This is a genomic window from Marinobacter sp. MDS2 (assembly GCF_030718085.1).
In the GTDB taxonomy this organism is placed as follows: Bacteria; Pseudomonadota; Gammaproteobacteria; order Pseudomonadales; family Oleiphilaceae; genus Marinobacter.
Genome location: NZ_JAVAJF010000001.1, coordinates 500,110 through 517,661, shown reverse-complemented (window position 1 = coordinate 517,661; position 17,552 = coordinate 500,110). Strand labels below are relative to the sequence as shown.

At 54.8% G+C, this 17,552-nt stretch carries 13 protein-coding genes; 7 read left to right on the top strand and 6 right to left on the bottom strand.

The genetic code is table 11. The annotated features are described in order from the left end of the window. Nucleotides 1–89: 89 nt before the first annotated feature. Complete coding sequence (locus Q9245_RS02475) at nt 90–698, top strand: tRNA-(ms[2]io[6]A)-hydroxylase (protein WP_305895676.1); 609 nt, start codon at nt 90–92, stop codon at nt 696–698. A 46-nt stretch (nt 699–744) separates the two neighbouring features. On the opposite strand, the gene Q9245_RS02470 is transcribed toward Q9245_RS02475, so the two are convergent. Beyond that, on the bottom strand, nt 745–1,626 hold the full coding sequence (locus Q9245_RS02470; protein WP_305895675.1) for a LysR family transcriptional regulator: 882 nt from the start codon (nt 1,624–1,626) through the stop codon (nt 745–747). 139 nt (nt 1,627–1,765) lie between these two features. On the opposite strand from Q9245_RS02470, the gene Q9245_RS02465 reads away from it, so the two are divergent. Next, nucleotides 1,766–2,536 (top strand): ferredoxin--NADP reductase, encoded by a 771-nt coding sequence (locus Q9245_RS02465; protein WP_199006807.1) that lies wholly within the window; start codon nt 1,766–1,768, stop codon nt 2,534–2,536. Nucleotides 2,537–2,713: 177 nt separating this feature from the next. Next, complete coding sequence (locus Q9245_RS02460; RefSeq protein ID WP_305895674.1) at nt 2,714–3,361, top strand: hypothetical protein; 648 nt, start codon at nt 2,714–2,716, stop codon at nt 3,359–3,361. Nucleotides 3,362–3,380: 19 nt separating this feature from the next. On the opposite strand, the gene Q9245_RS15940 is transcribed toward Q9245_RS02460, so the two are convergent. After that, nucleotides 3,381–4,310: a glycerophosphodiester phosphodiesterase gene (locus Q9245_RS15940; protein ID WP_371824779.1), complete on the bottom strand. Its 930-nt coding sequence runs from the start codon at nt 4,308–4,310 to the stop codon at nt 3,381–3,383. A gap of 877 nt (nt 4,311–5,187) precedes the next feature. Continuing rightward, entirely contained in the window at nt 5,188–7,044 is a 1,857-nt protein-coding gene (locus tag Q9245_RS02450) for an LTA synthase family protein (protein WP_305895672.1), read from the bottom strand. Nucleotides 7,045–7,194: 150 nt separating this feature from the next. On the opposite strand from Q9245_RS02450, the gene Q9245_RS02445 reads away from it, so the two are divergent. Continuing rightward, nucleotides 7,195–8,130, top strand: coding sequence for a hypothetical protein (locus Q9245_RS02445; RefSeq protein WP_305895671.1), 936 nt, complete (start codon nt 7,195–7,197; stop codon nt 8,128–8,130). Here Q9245_RS02445 and Q9245_RS02440 read toward each other — a convergent pair. The 3 genes from Q9245_RS02440 to Q9245_RS02430 form a co-directional block, all read right to left on the bottom strand. Continuing rightward, the gene (locus Q9245_RS02440) at nt 8,064–10,691 is read right to left on the bottom strand and encodes a mechanosensitive ion channel domain-containing protein (RefSeq protein ID WP_305895670.1); all 2,628 of its coding nucleotides are present in this window, start codon (nt 10,689–10,691) and stop codon (nt 8,064–8,066) included. The genes Q9245_RS02445 and Q9245_RS02440 overlap by 67 nt on opposite strands. An 81-nt stretch (nt 10,692–10,772) precedes the next feature. After that, on the bottom strand, nt 10,773–11,507 hold the full coding sequence (lpxH, locus tag Q9245_RS02435) for a UDP-2,3-diacylglucosamine diphosphatase (protein WP_305895669.1): 735 nt from the start codon (nt 11,505–11,507) through the stop codon (nt 10,773–10,775). Beyond that, a complete protein-coding gene (locus Q9245_RS02430; protein ID WP_114333457.1) occupies nt 11,504–12,004 on the bottom strand; it encodes a peptidylprolyl isomerase in 501 nt (166 codons plus the stop codon). The genes lpxH and Q9245_RS02430 overlap by 4 nt, the downstream gene beginning before the upstream one ends. Before the next feature lie 159 nt (nt 12,005–12,163). On the opposite strand from Q9245_RS02430, the gene Q9245_RS02425 reads away from it, so the two are divergent. The 3 genes from Q9245_RS02425 to Q9245_RS02415 all read left to right on the top strand — a co-directional run bounded on the left by Q9245_RS02425 (nt 12,164) and on the right by Q9245_RS02415 (nt 17,550). Continuing rightward, nucleotides 12,164–13,843 (top strand): glutamine--tRNA ligase/YqeY domain fusion protein, encoded by a 1,680-nt coding sequence (locus Q9245_RS02425; protein WP_305895668.1) that lies wholly within the window; start codon nt 12,164–12,166, stop codon nt 13,841–13,843. Beyond that, a complete protein-coding gene (cysS, locus tag Q9245_RS02420; protein WP_305895667.1) occupies nt 13,843–15,228 on the top strand; it encodes a cysteine--tRNA ligase in 1,386 nt (461 codons plus the stop codon). Before Q9245_RS02425 ends, cysS begins: the two co-directional genes overlap by 1 nt. Nucleotides 15,229–15,378: 150 nt before the next feature. Next, the gene (locus tag Q9245_RS02415) at nt 15,379–17,550 is read left to right on the top strand and encodes a malate synthase G (RefSeq protein ID WP_305895666.1); all 2,172 of its coding nucleotides are present in this window, start codon (nt 15,379–15,381) and stop codon (nt 17,548–17,550) included. Nucleotides 17,551–17,552: the final 2 nt, after the last annotated feature.

Sequence of the window (17,552 nt, the reverse complement as noted above, 5' to 3'; positions counted from 1 at the left end):
ACGTATAAAGTTAAGTTGGACAGAGGTCGGAGCTGTCTGTTAGCTGCGGTATACTCCGTGGCTTTTGAAACCAGACCAGATTCAATGATATGACAGATGCTCTGAAGGAAATATACGATTTTCTACCGTGCCGCACGCCGCAGCAGTGGCTTGAGAATGCGTTGGCGAACCAGGATTTGCTGCTGATTGATCACGCACACTGTGAGAAAAAGGCGGCATCTACCGCGCTCAGCTTGATGTACCGGTACGTTGAAAACACCGAGTTGCTGAACAAAATGTCGCGTTTGGCCCGGGAAGAGCTTCGGCATTTCGAGCAGGTGTTGGCGATTATGAAAAAGCGGGGTGTGACTTATACCCACCTGACACCTTCACGGTATGCAGGAGGCATGCGAGATCTGGTGCGTAAGGACGATCCGGGCCGTTTGGTGGATGTGTTGATCGTGGGCGCCATTATTGAGGCGCGTTCCTGTGAACGTTTTGCAGCTTTGGCACCGCATCTTGATGAAAAATTAGCCGAATTCTACACCGGGTTATTGAAATCCGAGGCGCGGCACTATCAGGATTATCTGAAGCTGGCGGTTCAGGCCAATGGCGGCCCGGTGGAGGAACGAGTCGCAGAATTCATGGCCGTAGAGCAGGCGCTGATTGAAGAAGCGGATTCGGAATTCCGTTTCCATAGCGGGCCTGTTACGGCCTGAACCGGAACCCCCGAATTTCGCGGTGAAGATGAGGTTCGGGCGGCTCTTAAAGCTGTTTGCACAGCTCCATCCACTGCGCAATACCGGCGCTGCGGTATTTTTGCTTGTGCAAAATGAAATAAAACTGCCGGTTAAATGAGCGATGCTTGGGCATCGCAAGCGGCACCAGGCTGCCGCGCTTGAATGCGTCGGCCAGCACCACCCATGACAAACAACCGATCCCCAGGTTGGCCTCGACCGCGCGCTTGATCGCTTCGGTGTGTTCCAGCTCGAGCAACACGTTCAGATCGGGCAACAGGCCCTGCATGCCCCTCTCGAAGCTTTGGCGGGTGCCAGAGCCTTGCTCTCGCATGATCCAGGTCGCTTGCCGTAAATCATCATCGGTCAGCTGCTTTTTGTGAGCCAGAGGGTGATTCGGGGCGCAGAAGGCGATGAGTTCGTCTTCACGCCACGGGATAACCTCAAGTTCAGAGGCCTGAAGTTCCCCTTCAATTAAACCGATGTCCAGTTCAAAGTCCTTAACCCGACGCGCAATGGTGCTTGTGTTGGCGACTTCTAGTGAGACTTTCGGTCGGGTAGGGGTGTTCATGTATTGAGCCATCACGCCAACGGCGAGATAGTTTCCTATCGTCAGGGTTGCACCCACTTTAAGGGCGCCTATTTCGGAGTGCTTGCTGAATGCTTGCTCCAATTCGGTGGCCTGGGCGAGTAACGCCTCGGCTTTCGGCCGGTACAGTCGGCCCAGTTCGTTCAACTGCAGGCGTTTGCCAACCCGATCAAAGAGCCGGATGTCGAATTGGCTTTCAAGTTCTTTTAGCGCACTGCTGGCGGCAGATTGGGACATGGACAGTGACTCTGCTGCCCGGGTGATGTTCTGGAAATGGGCCGCAGCGAGAAAAACTTCTAATTGGCGAAAGCTGTATTTCATGGTTTGGCTACCAGAGTTGAAGCTGTTTATTCAAAAAATCGAATAGCATTATGAGAGCATCCCATTTTGTCGATTTCAAGAAAAAGCTTACACTGGGCACATCTTAAATTATTAACCATTGCTAGCTTGCGAGGGCACCATGAGTAAGTTGATGAAAGAAACGGTGACCAGTGTTCATCACTGGAACGATACCTTATTCAGCTTCAAGACCAGTCGGGACCCGGGATTCCGTTTCAAGAACGGCCACTTCGTCATGATCGGACTGGAATCAGAAGGCAAGCCTTTGATGCGCGCCTACAGCATCGCCAGCGCCAACTATGAAGAAGAGCTGGAGTTCTTCTCTATTAAAGTGCCCGATGGCCCGCTGACTTCGCGCTTGCAGAAAATCAATGTGGGTGACGAGATTCTCGTCAGCCGCAAGCCGACCGGTACGTTGATACTGGATAATCTGCTGCCGGGCCGTAACCTTTGGCTGATCAGCACTGGCACTGGGTTGGCGCCGTTCATGAGCATCATCAAGGATCCGGAAGTCTATGAGGCGTATGACCGCGTGATTCTGACCCACGGGGTGCGTTATGTCTCGGAGTTGGCGTACCAGAGTGAGATTGAAGGCTTGCCGGACAACGAATACTTCGGTGAGATGGTTCAGGGCAAGCTGTTGTATTACCCCACGGTGACCCGCGAGACATTCCGTAACCAAGGCCGTCTGACGGATGCCATGGAAAGCGGGAAGATCACCCGTGATTTGGGTTTGCCGGACTTTGATATTGAGCAGGACCGGTTCATGATCTGTGGCAGCCCCAGCATGTTGAAAGACACCTGCGCGATTCTGGATAACAAGGGCTTCAAGGAAGCGCGTGGCGGTGACATGGGGCACTATGTTATTGAGCGGGCGTTTGTAGAGCAGTAGTCGTCGCCTGTGTAGTGTGTTTGTTAACGTAAAGCCTCCCCGGCGCCGGGGAGGCTTTTTCGTTTTGGCCGAGTGAATGGTTTGTACTCTTACCATCTGTTCATCGCGATCGGCTCCGGTTGTCTAATGTCTATACTCACGGGTTATCTGCATGGATAGGAGGGAGGTCGATAGAAAATGGGCGTCACGGAGTGGTTTGGCGCGAATGCGCAATGGATCTCGCCGGTCACCAGTATCGGTACGATGATGATATGGATTTTCTACGCGCAGCTTCTATACAGCAGTTATGCTCGCCAAACGCGGGCGCGTATTCTGATTAACCGGGCGGTCGGTGACGAAGGAGTCGATTCACCTTGCTTAGTGTGCAACATGAGCAGTGAGTCGGTTTACGTGTATTTCGTGATGGTGCGCGTTGAGACAACCGACGGAGAGTTTTTTGTACCGGCAACGGACTGTGGGCACGCTTCGGCAGAGCGCGATTCGGTTGATCTAAACACTCGGACTCACCAGGGGCCGCTGGCATCCGGGTCTTGTATGCAGTTGTGTTCCTTCAGCGACATGCTGGAACGAGCAGGGCGCTTAGCCGGCGCGCCCATTAAAGACGGGCAACTGACAGAGCCCGAGGTTGAGCTTAAGGCCATGGAATATCATGTGATCTGTATTTATGGCTCCGACAAGCGCCCGTTTGGTGCAATTCGACGGTTCGAAATTGAACATGATGATTCTGGTCGCTACAGTTTGGTAGCCACCACCACCGATACGCAGAAACGCTCAGCGTTGCGGTATCAGAAGCAAATATCCCAATGGCTTCAGGAGCACGGCTGACGTGGACCCATCTGGCGTGTTACCGCAACCAGTTGCGTAACCGGTTCGCCAGCCGCTCACCATCGGTCATCTCGGACTGTTTTTCGAGAAGTTGAGAAAGCACGTCCGGGCGATCGGTAATGATGTTATCGACGCCCATATCGATAAAACGTGCCATTGCCTCCGGCGAGTTAACGGTCCATACGAACAGCTCGTTGCCTGCTTCGTGCGCCCGGGCCACCATGGCGGGGCTGGCGCGGTTGGAGCGGATGCCCAGAATGTCGTAGCGATCCTGCCACAGAGGACCGATCACGAACTGGGCGAGCAGGGCTGTTCTGAGATTTGGTTCCAGCGTTTTCGCCCGCTCCAGAATAGGCCAGTCGGCGGCCGCAATCACTGTGCCTTCAACTGCATCATTCTCTTGCAACACCTTCACGACCGCATTGACTAACGCGTCTTCATTTCGGTTCGGTTTAAGATCAACCAAGAGGTTTGCCTTGCCTCGGGTTGCTTCAATGGCTTCGGCCAGAGTGGCGATTCGTTCGTCCGCAAAGATTGCATCAAACCAGGATCCGGCATCCAGCGTGCGCAGTTGCTTGAACGGCAGGTCGTTTATTCGTTCTGGTAAGCCAAAGATGCGTTGCATATCGGTGTCGTGCCAAAGTACCGGTACACCGTCGGCCGTCAGTTGAACGTCGATCTCGATATAATCCGAGCCATCATTAATTGCTTGCTGAATGGCGCTGACGGTATTTTCCGGGGCAAGAGAGGCATTGCCTCGGTGCGCGGTAATCCCGACCTCGTTGCTTTGGTTGAGCGATCTGATGATCGGATAACTTTGTGCCAATACCACAGCCACCACAATTGCTTCCAAAACCCAGGCCCGGCGTATCAGGACCGCAGCGTGTTTAGGGGCCGAAGGTGCTGGTCTTATAAGTGGGTAGCCTGAACGTTCTTCGTAGTAGGCCATGACCAGAGTGCCGAAAGCGGAAGTGGCCAGAAAGGTGACGGCCAGCCCAATTAACACATAGCTCCCTACGAGCGTGATAACAGCGGGGAACAGATAGACTTTGTTGTCTGGCAGAACCTGGAATATGCCAGTTGCAAGCGCATTGAAGATCAGCGTGATGAATGGCGGTATGGCAACCGTAAGGGCTGCGCCCAATGCCAGCGTTGTTGCGGCATCTCTCGAGCGCTTTCGGGTGAGGTGGTAACTGGAACGCAGAGCATCCACAGGCTTGGCGCCGGTAAGCATGAGCCGGGGGGTGGCCAGGCTCCCGCGCACAATCAAGGTACCGTTGCAGGCGACAAGTCCCGCCACCATGGCAAGACAGAAAGCGCCATACCACCAGAGTACCGGTGGGCGCTCAAGATTGAGTAGATAGGGGGCGTAGTGATGAAGTAAAAGTTTCGAGGCGCCGATAATGGCTGCGAGAAACGGCAACGCTGTCAGAAAATGGGCGAGGGTCAGTAGTAAGGCCAGGGTTGTCAGGCCAGTAATTCGGCGCACCACACCGAACAAAGCACGGGCGATACTTTTCATGGGGTGCTGGTCATTCTGGGCAACGACCAGCGCGATCCCTGCCTGCTGGTAAACGATAATGGCGACCGTAATAAACATCGTGAAACCTGCCCAGGTAATCCCGCCCGTCGAGGTTAAAAACCGGATCAACCCCGCCGTGGTAATAGCGGCTTCGCCGGTGAGTGGGCGAATGGCTGCCAAAGCGGCCGCCACCAGCGAGGGCAGTAGCGCAACCGATACCCCGGTGATGGTCAGGTGCAAGGCAAGAAGTGGGCGGCTGTGCTGGCGTAAGAGTGCCAGGGTTCGAGAGGTAAGCTTGAGCATGTCAGTTGTCGATGGCGGTCAACCGGTTTGCGTTTTCTACCAGTGCCAGCCGTTCTTCTAACGTAAGAAAGGGTTCTTCGTCGGTTTCGGCTAAGGTGCCGAAAATTCGCTTCGGGTCGAATGACCAGGTCTGACAGCGGGTCATTAATTCTGTGCAGGCCAATAACTTTCCTTCATTCCGCAAGAAGTATTTCATGCCGGTATACGTATCTGCCAACAGAAGATCGCGAGTTGGGTTGGAGTTCATGGCTAGCAAGCTGGTGCCGATCATTCCCCCCGCCGTTGATCCATGGCCGCTGGCATCCAGGATGGAAATGCCGATGTCCAGCTGTGAAATTAGCGCATTTTCCGGGGCGTAGTATGACAGGCTGTCGTGCGCCGCCGGCTTCACCGCTAACATACCAACGTTGCTGTTCAGCGGAAGAGTTTCGTGGTCTTCGCGAATAAATCCGCCGGCTTCGTCGGACGTGACGATCACCAGGGTGTTTTCTAAAATGCCCTCCTGCTCAAGCTGTCGTAAAAAGCTGTCGAGGGTTTCGGCCATCACTTTCATGGCGTTGATGCGCGCGGCTTGCGGGGAAGGGATCGGCAGAATGGTTTCGTTATCGTCCTCGGCTTTTTCCGAGGCGAGCCGTTTCTCTGTCTTTTCGCCGATGTTGAAAGGGTGGTGTGTGCCTACGTTCAGCGTAGTTACAAACCAAGGCTGGTGCTGGCGGTTCAGCGAACGCAGTCTGGCGGCGATATCGTCGAAGAAAACCGGGTCGGGTGGCCCCCAACCCTCGGCTTCGTTCGGGCCGGCAAACACTTCAGCGCCGGTAACGTCCATGTAGCCGGCCTGAGGCATAAACTCGTCTTTGTTCATATATTCGATCGGCGCGGCCTGCCAATAGGCCGTGTGATAGCCTTTGGCTTTCAGCTTTTCAGGGAGGCAGTCCGGGGCCGCGTGTTTGCCGGCCACCAAACGTACTTTTTCCGAAGCTCTTCTTAAGTCCGGGTAACGGCCGCAGGTAAGCGTAAAGGTTCCTCGGTCTGTCTGCCGTTCCATGCTAAGAACATTCTTGTAGATGCGGAAGCCGAAATCGTTGAAGGTCTGCTCCAGATTGGGCAACGAGACCACGGGTGAAAGCTCGTGAAAGCGGCTAACCGACGGCAGGTAGCCGCCGGACATGCCCTCGATCATGATCACGAGGACGTTGGGCGGTGGTGAGATATTACGGCCACTGACTTGCTGGTGAAAAAAATGGGTCCGGTTTTCCAGGCTGGAGCTGACCTCTACCTCGTTGTTGCCAATCGCCGTGCCAACTGGATTGATCAGTGCGCCCGGAATTTGGGCCAAAGTGCTGACCACCAAGTTGTTAGCCGGGGTGGTCAAACTGGGAAATGACAGGGAGTAGATGATCAACGTCGCCGCTGCAGCGCCGGTAAACGGCAGGGCTTTAGGCCGGAAAAGGGGAACCCAGCGCCGGTGTAAATGATGTAAGAGCCACGCCAACGCGAGGTAAACGGGCAGGGTGATCAAGTACACATTCAGCAGGCTCCCTGCGATGAATGTGCTGTCCATGCCTTTGCCGGCAAACGCCAATTGAAACAGAGTGCCATGGGCAGTCAGATGCATGCCGGCAACGTAAAGGGCACAGCCCAGCGCTGTAATTACCAACCCGCGCAATACGCCCCGGCTTCCGAGCAGAATAAGTGTCAGCAGAATTGCGCCGGCAATGTCGCCCCCGAGCATGCCCGGCATACTGGGAATTACGCCACTTTGTAAAACCAACAAGCCCCTAACCAACAAAAGCCAGCCGAAGGACAGCAGGAAAGTACGCGTGAGGGCATGGCCGGTTAGCTGCTGGGGTTTGATCATACGTAATGTCTGTTTTGAGTGGTCAAAGGTACAGTATGGGCAGCCGTTCGAATGCTTCAACCGTTCCGGACTAAGGGATATCCGTTCGTTGTTCGTTATGCTGGTTTGTATGGAGCTGTTTTTAAAAGAAATTTTTTGTCAGGAGCTTGTGTGTCCAAACAAAGTGTCCATATCGTAATCGATCGAAAAGTGCGTTCGTTGTTTTGGGCGGTAGCTACTGCGGTAGCCGTGCTTGTGCTGGCATGTCCGGCAGCCGCTGCGACGGTAGACCAGCGGCGGCAGTTAGGGTTAAGCCCCGAAGAACTGGCGTGGGTGGGGGAGCGGATATTTAAAAACGAATGCGCGGGGCGGCGTGAATGCCTGGTGCACTGGAATAAGGGGGAAGCCTTTCCCTCGCTAGGTATTGGGCATTTTATCTGGTATCCCGACGGCGTGAGCGGCCGGTTTACCGAGAGCTTTCCTGCATTGCTCGACTTTATGCAACAGGAAGGCGCGGATATTCCCGCTTGGGTCGGTGATGCCAAAGGCGCACCCTGGCCCGACAGACGCACGTTTTACGAAGCGGCCGCGCAATCTGATCGTGTTCAGGCTCTTCGGGCCTTCCTGTACGACACTCGCGGCCTGCAGGTTCGGTTTATTCAGCAGCGAGCGCGGGTTTCTCTGGAAAAGGTGGTAACCGCTGCGCCGGATGAACAAAAGCAGGCCGTTCGCAAAAAGCTGGAGGGCCTCATGCAGACCCCGGGAGGCGTTTACGCGGTGATGGATTACGTGAACTTCAAAGGTGAGGGGGTATCGCAAACCGAACGGTATCAGGGCCAAGGTTGGGGGTTGCTGCAGGTTTTGCTCAAGATGCCGGAAGCGCCCGCGCGGCCATTGGTGGCATTTCGTGAGGCTGCCGCGGAGGTTTTAACGCAACGCGCCCGCAATGCCGCTAACCCCATTGAGCGGGAACGCTGGCTGCCGGGTTGGCTCAAGCGTTTGCGAACCTACAACGAACCGGTCGAAGATCGCGATTCGGTTCACGAGGGGGCATCTTGCGAGGGCGGCTCGGATTGTGTTCCCGGTGAGGTTTCCGACAGCGAGTGAATGCGGATGTCCCTTTGCGGGAAGGGAATCGTCACGCCTGCGTCGGTCAGCGTGCGCGTAATGGCCGAATACAGTTCGTGGTAGAGCGGCATCATATCGGGCAGGTCTTTGACAAACACCCACACCTCAAAGTCGATGCTGCTTTCACCAAGCCCGACACAGAAGACAGCCGGGGCCGGGTCTTCCATCACTCGATCGTTGTTCAGGGCAACGTCGGAAAGCAGTTTTTGCACCTCGTCCACGTCGGAGCCGTAGGCAACGCCCACAAAAATTTTGAGTCGAATGGTGGCATCAGACAAGGTCCAGTTGGTCAGGTCTTGTGTAACGAAGGTTTTATTCGGAACGATTTGTTCTTTGCGGTCCCAGTCAACCAGCGTGGTGGCGCGTATGCGGATGCGCGAAACTTTGCCTGTGATGCCGCCAATGGTTACGGTATCGCCCACGCGTATCGGGCGTTCAAATAACAGAATGATGCCGGATACAAAATTAGCCACGATTTCCTGTAAGCCGAAGCCCAGCCCCACACCCAGTGCAGCGATCAACCATTGCAGCTTCGACCATTGCACACCGATGACCCCCAGGCAGACCACCACTCCGAAGAACACAAGAAGGTAGGTGGTAATGGTCGTGATGGCATAGCCCGAGCCGGGCTGCAGGTTCATTCGGCTCAGCAGGGTCACCTCCAGCGTGCCGGGCAGGTTTTTGACCGCCATGACGGTTCCAGCCGCTACCAGTAAGGACAGCAGGGCATCCCCCAGTGTTATCGGCAGGGGATCTCCGCCTTCAAGGTCGGTTGCGATGGTCCATAAGGTAATATCATCGAACAGTTGTAAAGCGGGAATCACATCGGTCCACAGAAGTAGCAGGCCGGCGATTGCGATCGCGGAAACCAGAATCCGCAGCAAGGAGGAGCTTTGCTCGCTGATGTCTTTGAGATTCATTTCCGGCATTTCCGGGGTGATAAGCGCACCTTCACCGGAGGTGTCAGACGCTTCTCTGGCTTCTGCCTGTTTGCGTTCTACTGCCCGCTGTTCGATCAGCCGTTTGAGGGTGAGGCGGCGTTCACGTACGGAAAGCGCTCTCAGGCCGGTGAAATACAGCAGTGACGCGAAGGCCAGCCAGCAAATGGAAATGAACAGGTTACGTTCGAGCTGCAGTGCTGTGTAGTGGTAGCCAATCGTGGACGCGAGGGCGAGCAAAACGGGGGACGCTACCGCGAACACGTGCAAAAAGATGAAAAGGCGGTGGCGCGGTTTCTCGTCCCGAACAGCCGACATGATCCGTTGGGCAAAGACCGCGAGCGCGCCGGAAACAAAGATGAACAGCAAGCGACCAAGGCTGTCATCGAATTTGGCACCGTCCGGGGTTTCGCTGATGGCCGTCATGATGATCGTGACCGGTATGACGCAAGCCATGAGCAGAAGCAGTTCCCGCCGGATCGCGCGCAACGAACCCGGGTTCCAGTGGAAGTGCTTTTCGCCCAACCCGTCCGGTAAAGCCACATTGCGAATCAGCGCCAGTAAAAACATGATGAAGGCGGCCGCAGTAAAGCCTTTTGAGAGTGCTTCAAAAAAAGCGTTGCCTTCCATCAACAGCAGAGAAGAGAGCGACAATATCAAAACGCCGGGCAGAGCCAGTAAAACACTGTTTACCAGAGCAAGTAAGGTAAACGCGGTGCGGTCCATGCCAACGTGGCCGATGTACTGCTGATTGGCATGAAGGTTGGCTTTGATCGTTCTGCGTTTGATCAGCAGGATCAAGAACAGGGAAGCAATCATCGCAATGCGCCCGCCTCGCTCTTTGGCGGATCGGGAAATTGCGGTTCTGAGTTCGTCAAAACGAAGTTGTGACATCAGCCAGCGGGTCGATTCAATCAGCTGTTCGGCGGTGTCGGTGCTGATAACCTTGGCGCTTGGGAGCCAGAACAGCCGCTGCTGCAACAGAGTTTGGTATTTTTCTACCTGGTCTTGAAGGGCGGTCACCGTATTAAAGTATTCGTTGAGCACGTTGATGTGCTCGGTGACGGCTTTGTGCAATTCCCGTAACAGCTTGGAGCGAAGGCTGCGCAGTTGGCTTCGGGCGTCTTCGCCCGGGTCTGTGATGGCTTCAAACTCTTCCAGCCGGAGTTGCTCTTCCCGCGCTGTGGCCAGTTTGTCTTCAATGCCTGTTATGAAATCGCTGGCAACGCTTTGTTCCTGAAGTCTTTCGAGTCGTTGTTTTAGGAGTTCGGCATAATCGGCGGTCAGGTTCAGGCCGGCGTTTTCCAGTCGCAGTTCAAAACTTTGGTACTCGCCTTCTAAACGGGACAGGATAGACTCGGCGTAGTCCAGACGTTCCCGGCTTTCGGTCAGAGCGGCACGCCGTTGATTGAGCGATTTTCGCAGCGTCTGAATTTGTTCACGGATGTCCGCATTAACGGAATCCGGAAGTTCGGTTTGGGGTGGCGTGTTCAGGCTTTGCTGTAGCTCGGGCTGGACGGCGGGCAGGGCTTCTTCCGGCGCTGGTGTATCTTGTTCGGGTGAGGTCTGCGCGGATGCGGTCCCGACTGCAAGACAGAACATGAGTAACCCCATTAACCGTTTTATCGACATCGTCCGGTGTAACGTGGGCTTTCTCATAGTTCTGCTCACAAAGGGGAAGGGTTACGCGCTATCCAGCGGGGTCTTCTTGAGCTCGAGCGGTTTGCCGGGCTGGGCGACCAGCCACCAAACGTTTTCGTCCCAATCGCCCAACACGATGCGGCGGGCAGGGCTGTTGTTCGCTTCGAGTTCGTGGACGGCCGGGCGGTGTGTGTGGCCGTGAATCATCAGTTGAACATCGTGGCGCTCGAACTCCTTCACCACTTCGTCGAGGTTCACATCCATGATCGATTCGGCCTTGCCCTGATTCTTCGCCATGGAGATTTCCCGCAGTTGGCGAGCCATCAGTTGGCGGTCTTTCAGTGGCCGTGCCAACAGCATTGCCACGGTTTTGGGGTTGCGCATGTTGGCGCGGAATTTCTGGTACTCCACGTCGTCAACGCACAGGCTGTCGCCGTGCATCAGCAGGGCGGGGGTGCCATAGAGGTCAATCACGGTCGGGTCATCCAACAGGGTAGCGCCTGCTCTTGCGCAAAAGTCCTCGCCAATCAGAAAGTCCCGGTTTCCGTGCATCAGGTAGATGGCCGTGCCCGAATCGCGGACTTCTCGCAGTGCAGCTGCAACCTGTTCTTGCAGCGGGGTGCGTTCGTCGTCCCCAATCCAGGCTTCGAAAAAATCGCCCAGAATGTAAAGGCGTTCAACGCCCATGGCCTCATTTTGCAGGAAGCCTAGAAAAGCGCCCGTAATGTCCGGGCGCGATTCTTCAAGGTGTAAATCCGAGATGAACAGTGTGCTCACGCGGCCTCCACGACCTCAGCCTTGATAATCACAATGTCTTCAGCCGGCACGTCTTGATGGCCGGAACGCATGGTAGTGCGAGTGGCGCGGATCTTGTTCACGGTTTCCATGCCTTCAGCTACTTTGCCAAATACACAGTAGCCCCAGCCTTCCGCATTCTTGCCAGTGTGGTCCAGGAAGCCGTTGTTCTCAACGTTGATGAAGAACTGGGCCGTTGCTGAATGTGGATCCATGGTGCGCGCCATGGCGACGGTGCCGATCATGTTGCTCAGGCCGTTGTCTGCTTCATTCTGGATAGGATCACGGGTCTGGCGCGGTTTCATGCCAGGTTCGAAGCCGCCGCCTTGAACCATAAAGTTGCTGATCACCCGGTGAAAAATGAGGCCGTCGTAGAAACCGTCGCGAACATACTGTTCGAAATTCTTGGCGGTTTCCGGGGCGTTTTCGTAGTCGAGTTCCAGTTTGATATCACCGAGATTGGTTTGCAGCAGAATCATTAGGGCTTCCTGTAATGGGTGTGTAAAGGTTCAAAGTAAGCATTGTACTGAAGAGTTTCGTCCTGTGCATGAGTACTGCAAGGAATTGTGAGTATAATAGGCGGTTTAACGGAGCCTCTGAATAGCTCCCACAATTCATTCCCTGTTGACAGAGATTGTATGAGCGCCGAGTCGAAGAAAGCCCACAACTTTATTCAGAGCCTGATCGAAGATGCCGTCGCCAAGGGCGAGCACACGGGCAAAGTCGTTACCCGGTTTCCGCCTGAGCCCAATGGTTATCTGCATGTTGGTCATGCCAAATCTATCTGCCTGAACTTCGGCATTGCTGAGACGTTTGAAGGCGAATGCAACCTCCGCTTCGATGATACCAACCCGGAGAAGGAAAGCCTGGAATACATCAACGCCATCAAGCGTGATGTGGAATGGCTCGGCTTTGAGTGGGCGGATGAAGTGCGTTACGCCTCAGATTACTTTGATCAGCTTTATGCGTTTGCTGAAGAGCTGATCGAAAAGGGCAAAGCCTATGTCTGTGCGCTGACGGCCGACGAAATGGCTGAATACCGTGGCTCTTTGAAAGAGCCGGGTAAGAATAGCCCTTACCGTGATCGCCCGGCTGAAGAAAGCCTGCAGCTGTTCCGCGATATGCGTGATGGCAAGTTCCAGAACGGCGAGCTGGTGTTGCGCGCCAAGATCGATATGGCGTCACCGAATATCAACTTGCGTGATCCGATTCTGTACCGCATTCGCTATGCGGACCACCATCAGACGGGCGACAAGTGGTGCATCTACCCGATGTATGACTTCACGCACCCGATTTCGGACGCACTTGAAGGTATTACGCATTCCCTGTGTACCCTGGAGTTCGAAGATCACCGCCCGCTGTACGACTGGGTGCTGGACAACATCACCATTCCTTGTCATCCACGGCAGATTGAATTTGCCCGTCTCAACCTGAACTACACCGTCACCAGTAAGCGTAAGCTTAAGCGGTTGGTTGACGATAATGTGGTTGATGGCTGGGATGACCCTCGTATGCCGACGATTTCTGGCATGCGTCGCCGTGGGTTTACCCCGGAGTCCATCCGCACCTTCTGCGACATGATCGGTGTCAACAAAGCGGGTGGAACGGTGGATGTCGGCATGCTGGAACATGCGATCCGCGAAGATTTGAACACTCGTGCGCCACGAGCCATGTGCGTGATGCGCCCGATCAAGGTAACTCTGACCAACTACCCCGAAAGCCAGACTGAAACACTGTCACTGCCGGTTCACCCGCAGAACCCGGACATGGGTGAGCGTGACGTTACCTGGAGTCAGGTTCTGTACATTGATCGTGAAGACTTTGCACTTGAGCCGCCGCGTAAATGGAAGCGTTTGGCCCCGGATCAGGCGGTTCGCCTGCGCGGTGGTTACGTAATGACGTGCAAAGAAGTGATTCGCGATGACAGCGGTGAAATCGTCGAGCTCAAGTGCGAATACGATCCGAAGACGCTGGGTGTGAACCCTGAAGGCTACAAACCGAACGGTGTTATTCACTGGGTGTCGGCTGCGGACAGCGTTGAAGTGCGTATTAATCAATACGACCGGTTGTTCAATCATGAAGCGCCAGACAGCGATAAAGACGGCGACATGATGGATCACATCAATCCGGATTCTCTGGTGGTGCTCGAGGGGGCGCGAGTTGAGAAGAGTCTGGCTTCACCGCGTAGAGACTTGCCTTATCAGTTTGAGCGGGAAGGCTACTTTTTCTGCGATCAGGAGCTGACCGCAAGTGTTGGGAAGCCTGTGTTCAACCGCACCGTGACCTTGCGGGATTCCTGGGGCAAGGGAGGTAAATAATGCGTATCTACAACACGCTCACGCAACAAAAGGAAGAGTTCAAGCCGATCGAGCCGGGTAAGGTGCGCATGTATGTGTGCGGCATGACCGTTTACGATTACTGCCATCTTGGGCACGGTCGTGTGTTGGTGGCGTTCGACGTGATCAGTCGCTACCTGCGTCACCGCGGCTATGATGTGCATTACGTTCGCAATGTCACGGACATCGACGACAAGATTCTGCGTCGTGCCGATGAAAATGGTGAGGTGTACACCGCTCTGACCGAGCGCATGATTGACGCAATGCACGAAGACGAGGCGCGCTTGGGGGTTCAATCTCCGAACGAAGAGCCGCGGGCAACGGCGTTTATCAGCGAAATCATTTCCATGATCGAAACACTGATCGATGGCGGTCACGCCTACGCAGCCGACAACGGCGATGTGTATTTCTCGGTAGAGTCTTTCCCGGATTACGGCAAGCTGAGCAAGAAAAAGCTTGAGGATTTGGTGGCTGGAGCTCGAGTCGGTGTCCAGGAAGCCAAGCGCAGCCCGGCGGACTTCGCGTTGTGGAAAGCGGCAAAGGCAGGTGAAGTGAGCTGGCCTTCGCCGTGGGGCGACGGTCGTCCCGGCTGGCACATTGAGTGTTCTGCCATGTCCACCAAATGCCTGGGCGATACCTTTGATATTCATGGTGGCGGGCCAGATCTCCTGTTTCCGCACCATGAAAACGAAATCGCCCAGTCTGAATGCGCCACGGGCCACAAATTCGTTCATACCTGGATGCACGCCGGAGCCATCCGGGTCAATAAAGAAAAGATGTCCAAGTCGTTGGGCAACTTTTTTACCATTCGCGAGATTCTGGAAACCTATCCGGCAGAGGTCGTTCGCTATTTTCTGGTGTCCAGCCATTACCGTAGTCAGGTGGATTATTCGGCTGACAGTCTGGCCGAAGCCAGTCGCACACTGACCAAGCTTTATCATGCCTTGCGCGGCATCACGCCAGCGCCGGGCGATGAGGTTGAGGAAACCGAGCATGATCGCCGGTTCAAGGACGTGATGGATGATGATTTCAACACCGCAGGTGCTATTGCGGTGTTGCATGCTGTGGCGAATGACATCAACCAGCACCGCCGTGATGGCAATGATGAAAGGGCGGCGCACAGTGCCGCTGTTCTGGTGCGTTTGGGTGGGGTGCTTGGGCTGTTGCAGCAAGATCCGGAAGCTTTCTTCCAGGCCGATACCGGTAGTGAATTGAGCGGGGAAGAGATCGAGGCCATGATCGAGGCTCGTGCTGCGGCCCGCAAAGCCAAGGATTTCGCAGAAAGCGATCGGATTCGGGATGAGTTGCTCGAGAAGGGGATCGTTCTGGATGACAGTCGCGAGGGAACAACTTGGCGACGGGCTTGATGCCTGGAGTTTCGACAAAAGCCGTATTGTGATTTTCGGGAATGACCTTGTAGGGAATTTCACGTACAATACGGCGCTCAAATATTCATGCCCCTGAGAGCTCAAAGCAATCGGGGAGTCGGGAAATACAACCCATTGAGGCAGGTAACGATGACAGAACGCGTTCAAGTTGGCGGCATTCAGGTCGCAAAGAATCTGTATGACTTCGTGAACAACGAAGCCATCCCGGGCACCGGTATTGATGCCGACAAATTCTGGGCCGAGTTCGACAAGATTGTGAACGAGCTGGCACCGCGCAACCGTGAATTGCTCGCCAAGCGTGATGCCATTCAGGAAAAGCTCGACACCTGGAACCGTGACCACAAAGGCCAGAAGCTGGATATGGCTGAGTACAAGTCATTCCTGAAGGAAATCGGTTATCTGGTGGATGAGCCGGAAGAATTCAAAATCTCTACCTCGAACGTAGATCCGGAAATTGCCACCATGGCTGGCCCACAGCTGGTTGTGCCGGTAATGAATGCACGTTTCGCCCTGAACGCCGCTAACGCACGCTGGGGTAGTTTGTACGATGCGCTTTACGGCACCGATGCACTGTCAGAAGAAGATGGCGCTGAGAAAGGTCGTGGCTACAACCCGGTACGTGGTGCCAAAGTCATCGAGTGGGCTCGTAACCTGCTGGACAGCTCTGCGCCTCTGGCAGCGGGCAGCCACAAAGATGCGGCCAAATACTATGTTGATGGCGGCAAGCTGGCAGTTAAGCTGCAAAACGGTGACGTAACTGGCCTGAAAGACGAGTCGGGTTTTGCGGGTTACACCGGAGCGGCTGATGAGCCGACCGGCCTGCTGCTGGTCAAGAACGGCATGCACTTTGAAATCCAGATCGATGCAACTCATCCGATCGGAAAAGACGACGGTGCACACGTGAAAGATGTTCTGATGGAGTCAGCGCTGACCACCATCATGGACTGTGAAGATTCTGTTGCCGCGGTTGATGCAGAAGACAAAGTTGTTGCCTACAAAAACTGGCTGGGTCTGATGAAGGGCGATCTGGAAGAATCGTTCGAAAAGGGCGGTAAGCAGGTTACTCGTCGCATGAACCCGGACCGTGCCTATACCGCAGCCGATGGCAGCGACTTGACCCTGAAGGGTCGCAGCATGATGTTTGTGCGTAACGTGGGTCACTTGATGACTAACCCGGCCATTCTGCTGAATGACGGTAGTGAAGTGCCTGAAGGTCTGATGGACGGTTTTGTCACTTCCTTGATCGCGATTCACGATCTGAAGGGTACTGGCAAGTTCCAGAACAGCACCAAAGGTTCTGTGTACATTGTTAAGCCGAAGATGCACGGTCCTGAAGAGGTTGCGTTCACCAACGAATTCTTTGGTCGTGTAGAAGATGCTCTGGGTCTGCCGCGCTTCACTTTGAAGGTGGGTATTATGGACGAAGAGCGTCGCACCACCGTTAACCTGAAGGCCTGTATCCACGCAGCTAAAGAGCGCACGGTATTCATTAACACAGGCTTCCTGGATCGTACCGGTGATGAAATGCACACCTCCATGGAGTTGGGTCCGTTCATCCGCAAAGGTCAGATGAAGCAGGCTGCCTGGATTAACGCCTACGAGCAGTGGAACGTTGATATCGGTCTTGAAGCGGGCCTTTCCGGTGTTGCACAGATCGGTAAGGGTATGTGGGCTATGCCGGATCTGATGGCTGGCATGCTGGAGCAGAAGATCGGTCATCCGAAGTCTGGTGCGAATACTGCGTGGGTTCCGTCTCCGACTGCCGCCACTCTGCACGCGACCCATTACCATCAGGTCAATGTGTTTGATGTTCAGAAAGAGTTGGCTAGCCGTCAGCGCGCAGCCCTCGAAGACATTCTGACCGTACCGGTTATGGAAGATCCGTCTTCGCTGACCGCTGAAGACATTCAGCAGGAACTGGACAACAACGCGCAGGGTATCCTGGGTTACGTTGTTCGCTGGATCGACAGTGGTGTTGGTTGCTCCAAAGTGCCCGACATCAATGACGTAGGCCTGATGGAAGACCGCGCGACTCTGCGTATCTCCTCTCAGTTGCTGACCAACTGGTTGTACCATGGTATCTGCACGGAAGAGCAGATTCTGGAAACCATGAAGCGTATGGCCGCTGTTGTTGACCGCCAGAACGCCAACGATCCATCCTACCGCAACATGGCGCCTGGCTTCGACGGCATTGCCTTCCAGGCTGCAATGGATCTGGTGCTGAAGGGGCGTGAGCAGCCGAATGGCTATACCGAGCCGCTTCTGCACGCTTACCGTCTGAAGGCGAAAGCCAGCCAGTAATC

Excerpts from the sequence above, each read along its gene's own strand:
- Q9245_RS02470 (WP_305895675.1), bottom strand. The coding sequence starts at position 1,626 with ATGAAATACAGCTTTCGCCAATTAGAAGTTTTTCTCGCTGCGGCCCAT.
- Q9245_RS02465 (WP_199006807.1), top strand. The coding sequence starts at position 1,766 with ATGAGTAAGTTGATGAAAGAAACGGTGACCAGTGTTCATCACTGGAAC.
- Q9245_RS02440 (WP_305895670.1), bottom strand. The coding sequence starts at position 10,691 with ATGTTCTGTCTTGCAGTCGGGACCGCATCCGCGCAGACCTCACCCGAA.
- Q9245_RS02475 (WP_305895676.1), top strand. The coding sequence starts at position 90 with ATGACAGATGCTCTGAAGGAAATATACGATTTTCTACCGTGCCGCACG.
- Q9245_RS02430 (WP_114333457.1), bottom strand. The coding sequence starts at position 12,004 with ATGATTCTGCTGCAAACCAATCTCGGTGATATCAAACTGGAACTCGAC.
- Q9245_RS02415 (WP_305895666.1), top strand. The coding sequence starts at position 15,379 with ATGACAGAACGCGTTCAAGTTGGCGGCATTCAGGTCGCAAAGAATCTG.
- Q9245_RS02450 (WP_305895672.1), bottom strand. The coding sequence starts at position 7,044 with ATGATCAAACCCCAGCAGCTAACCGGCCATGCCCTCACGCGTACTTTC.
- cysS (WP_305895667.1), top strand. The coding sequence starts at position 13,843 with ATGCGTATCTACAACACGCTCACGCAACAAAAGGAAGAGTTCAAGCCG.
- Q9245_RS15940 (WP_371824779.1), bottom strand. The coding sequence starts at position 4,310 with ATGGCCTACTACGAAGAACGTTCAGGCTACCCACTTATAAGACCAGCA.
- Q9245_RS02425 (WP_305895668.1), top strand. The coding sequence starts at position 12,164 with ATGAGCGCCGAGTCGAAGAAAGCCCACAACTTTATTCAGAGCCTGATC.
- Q9245_RS02460 (WP_305895674.1), top strand. The coding sequence starts at position 2,714 with ATGGGCGTCACGGAGTGGTTTGGCGCGAATGCGCAATGGATCTCGCCG.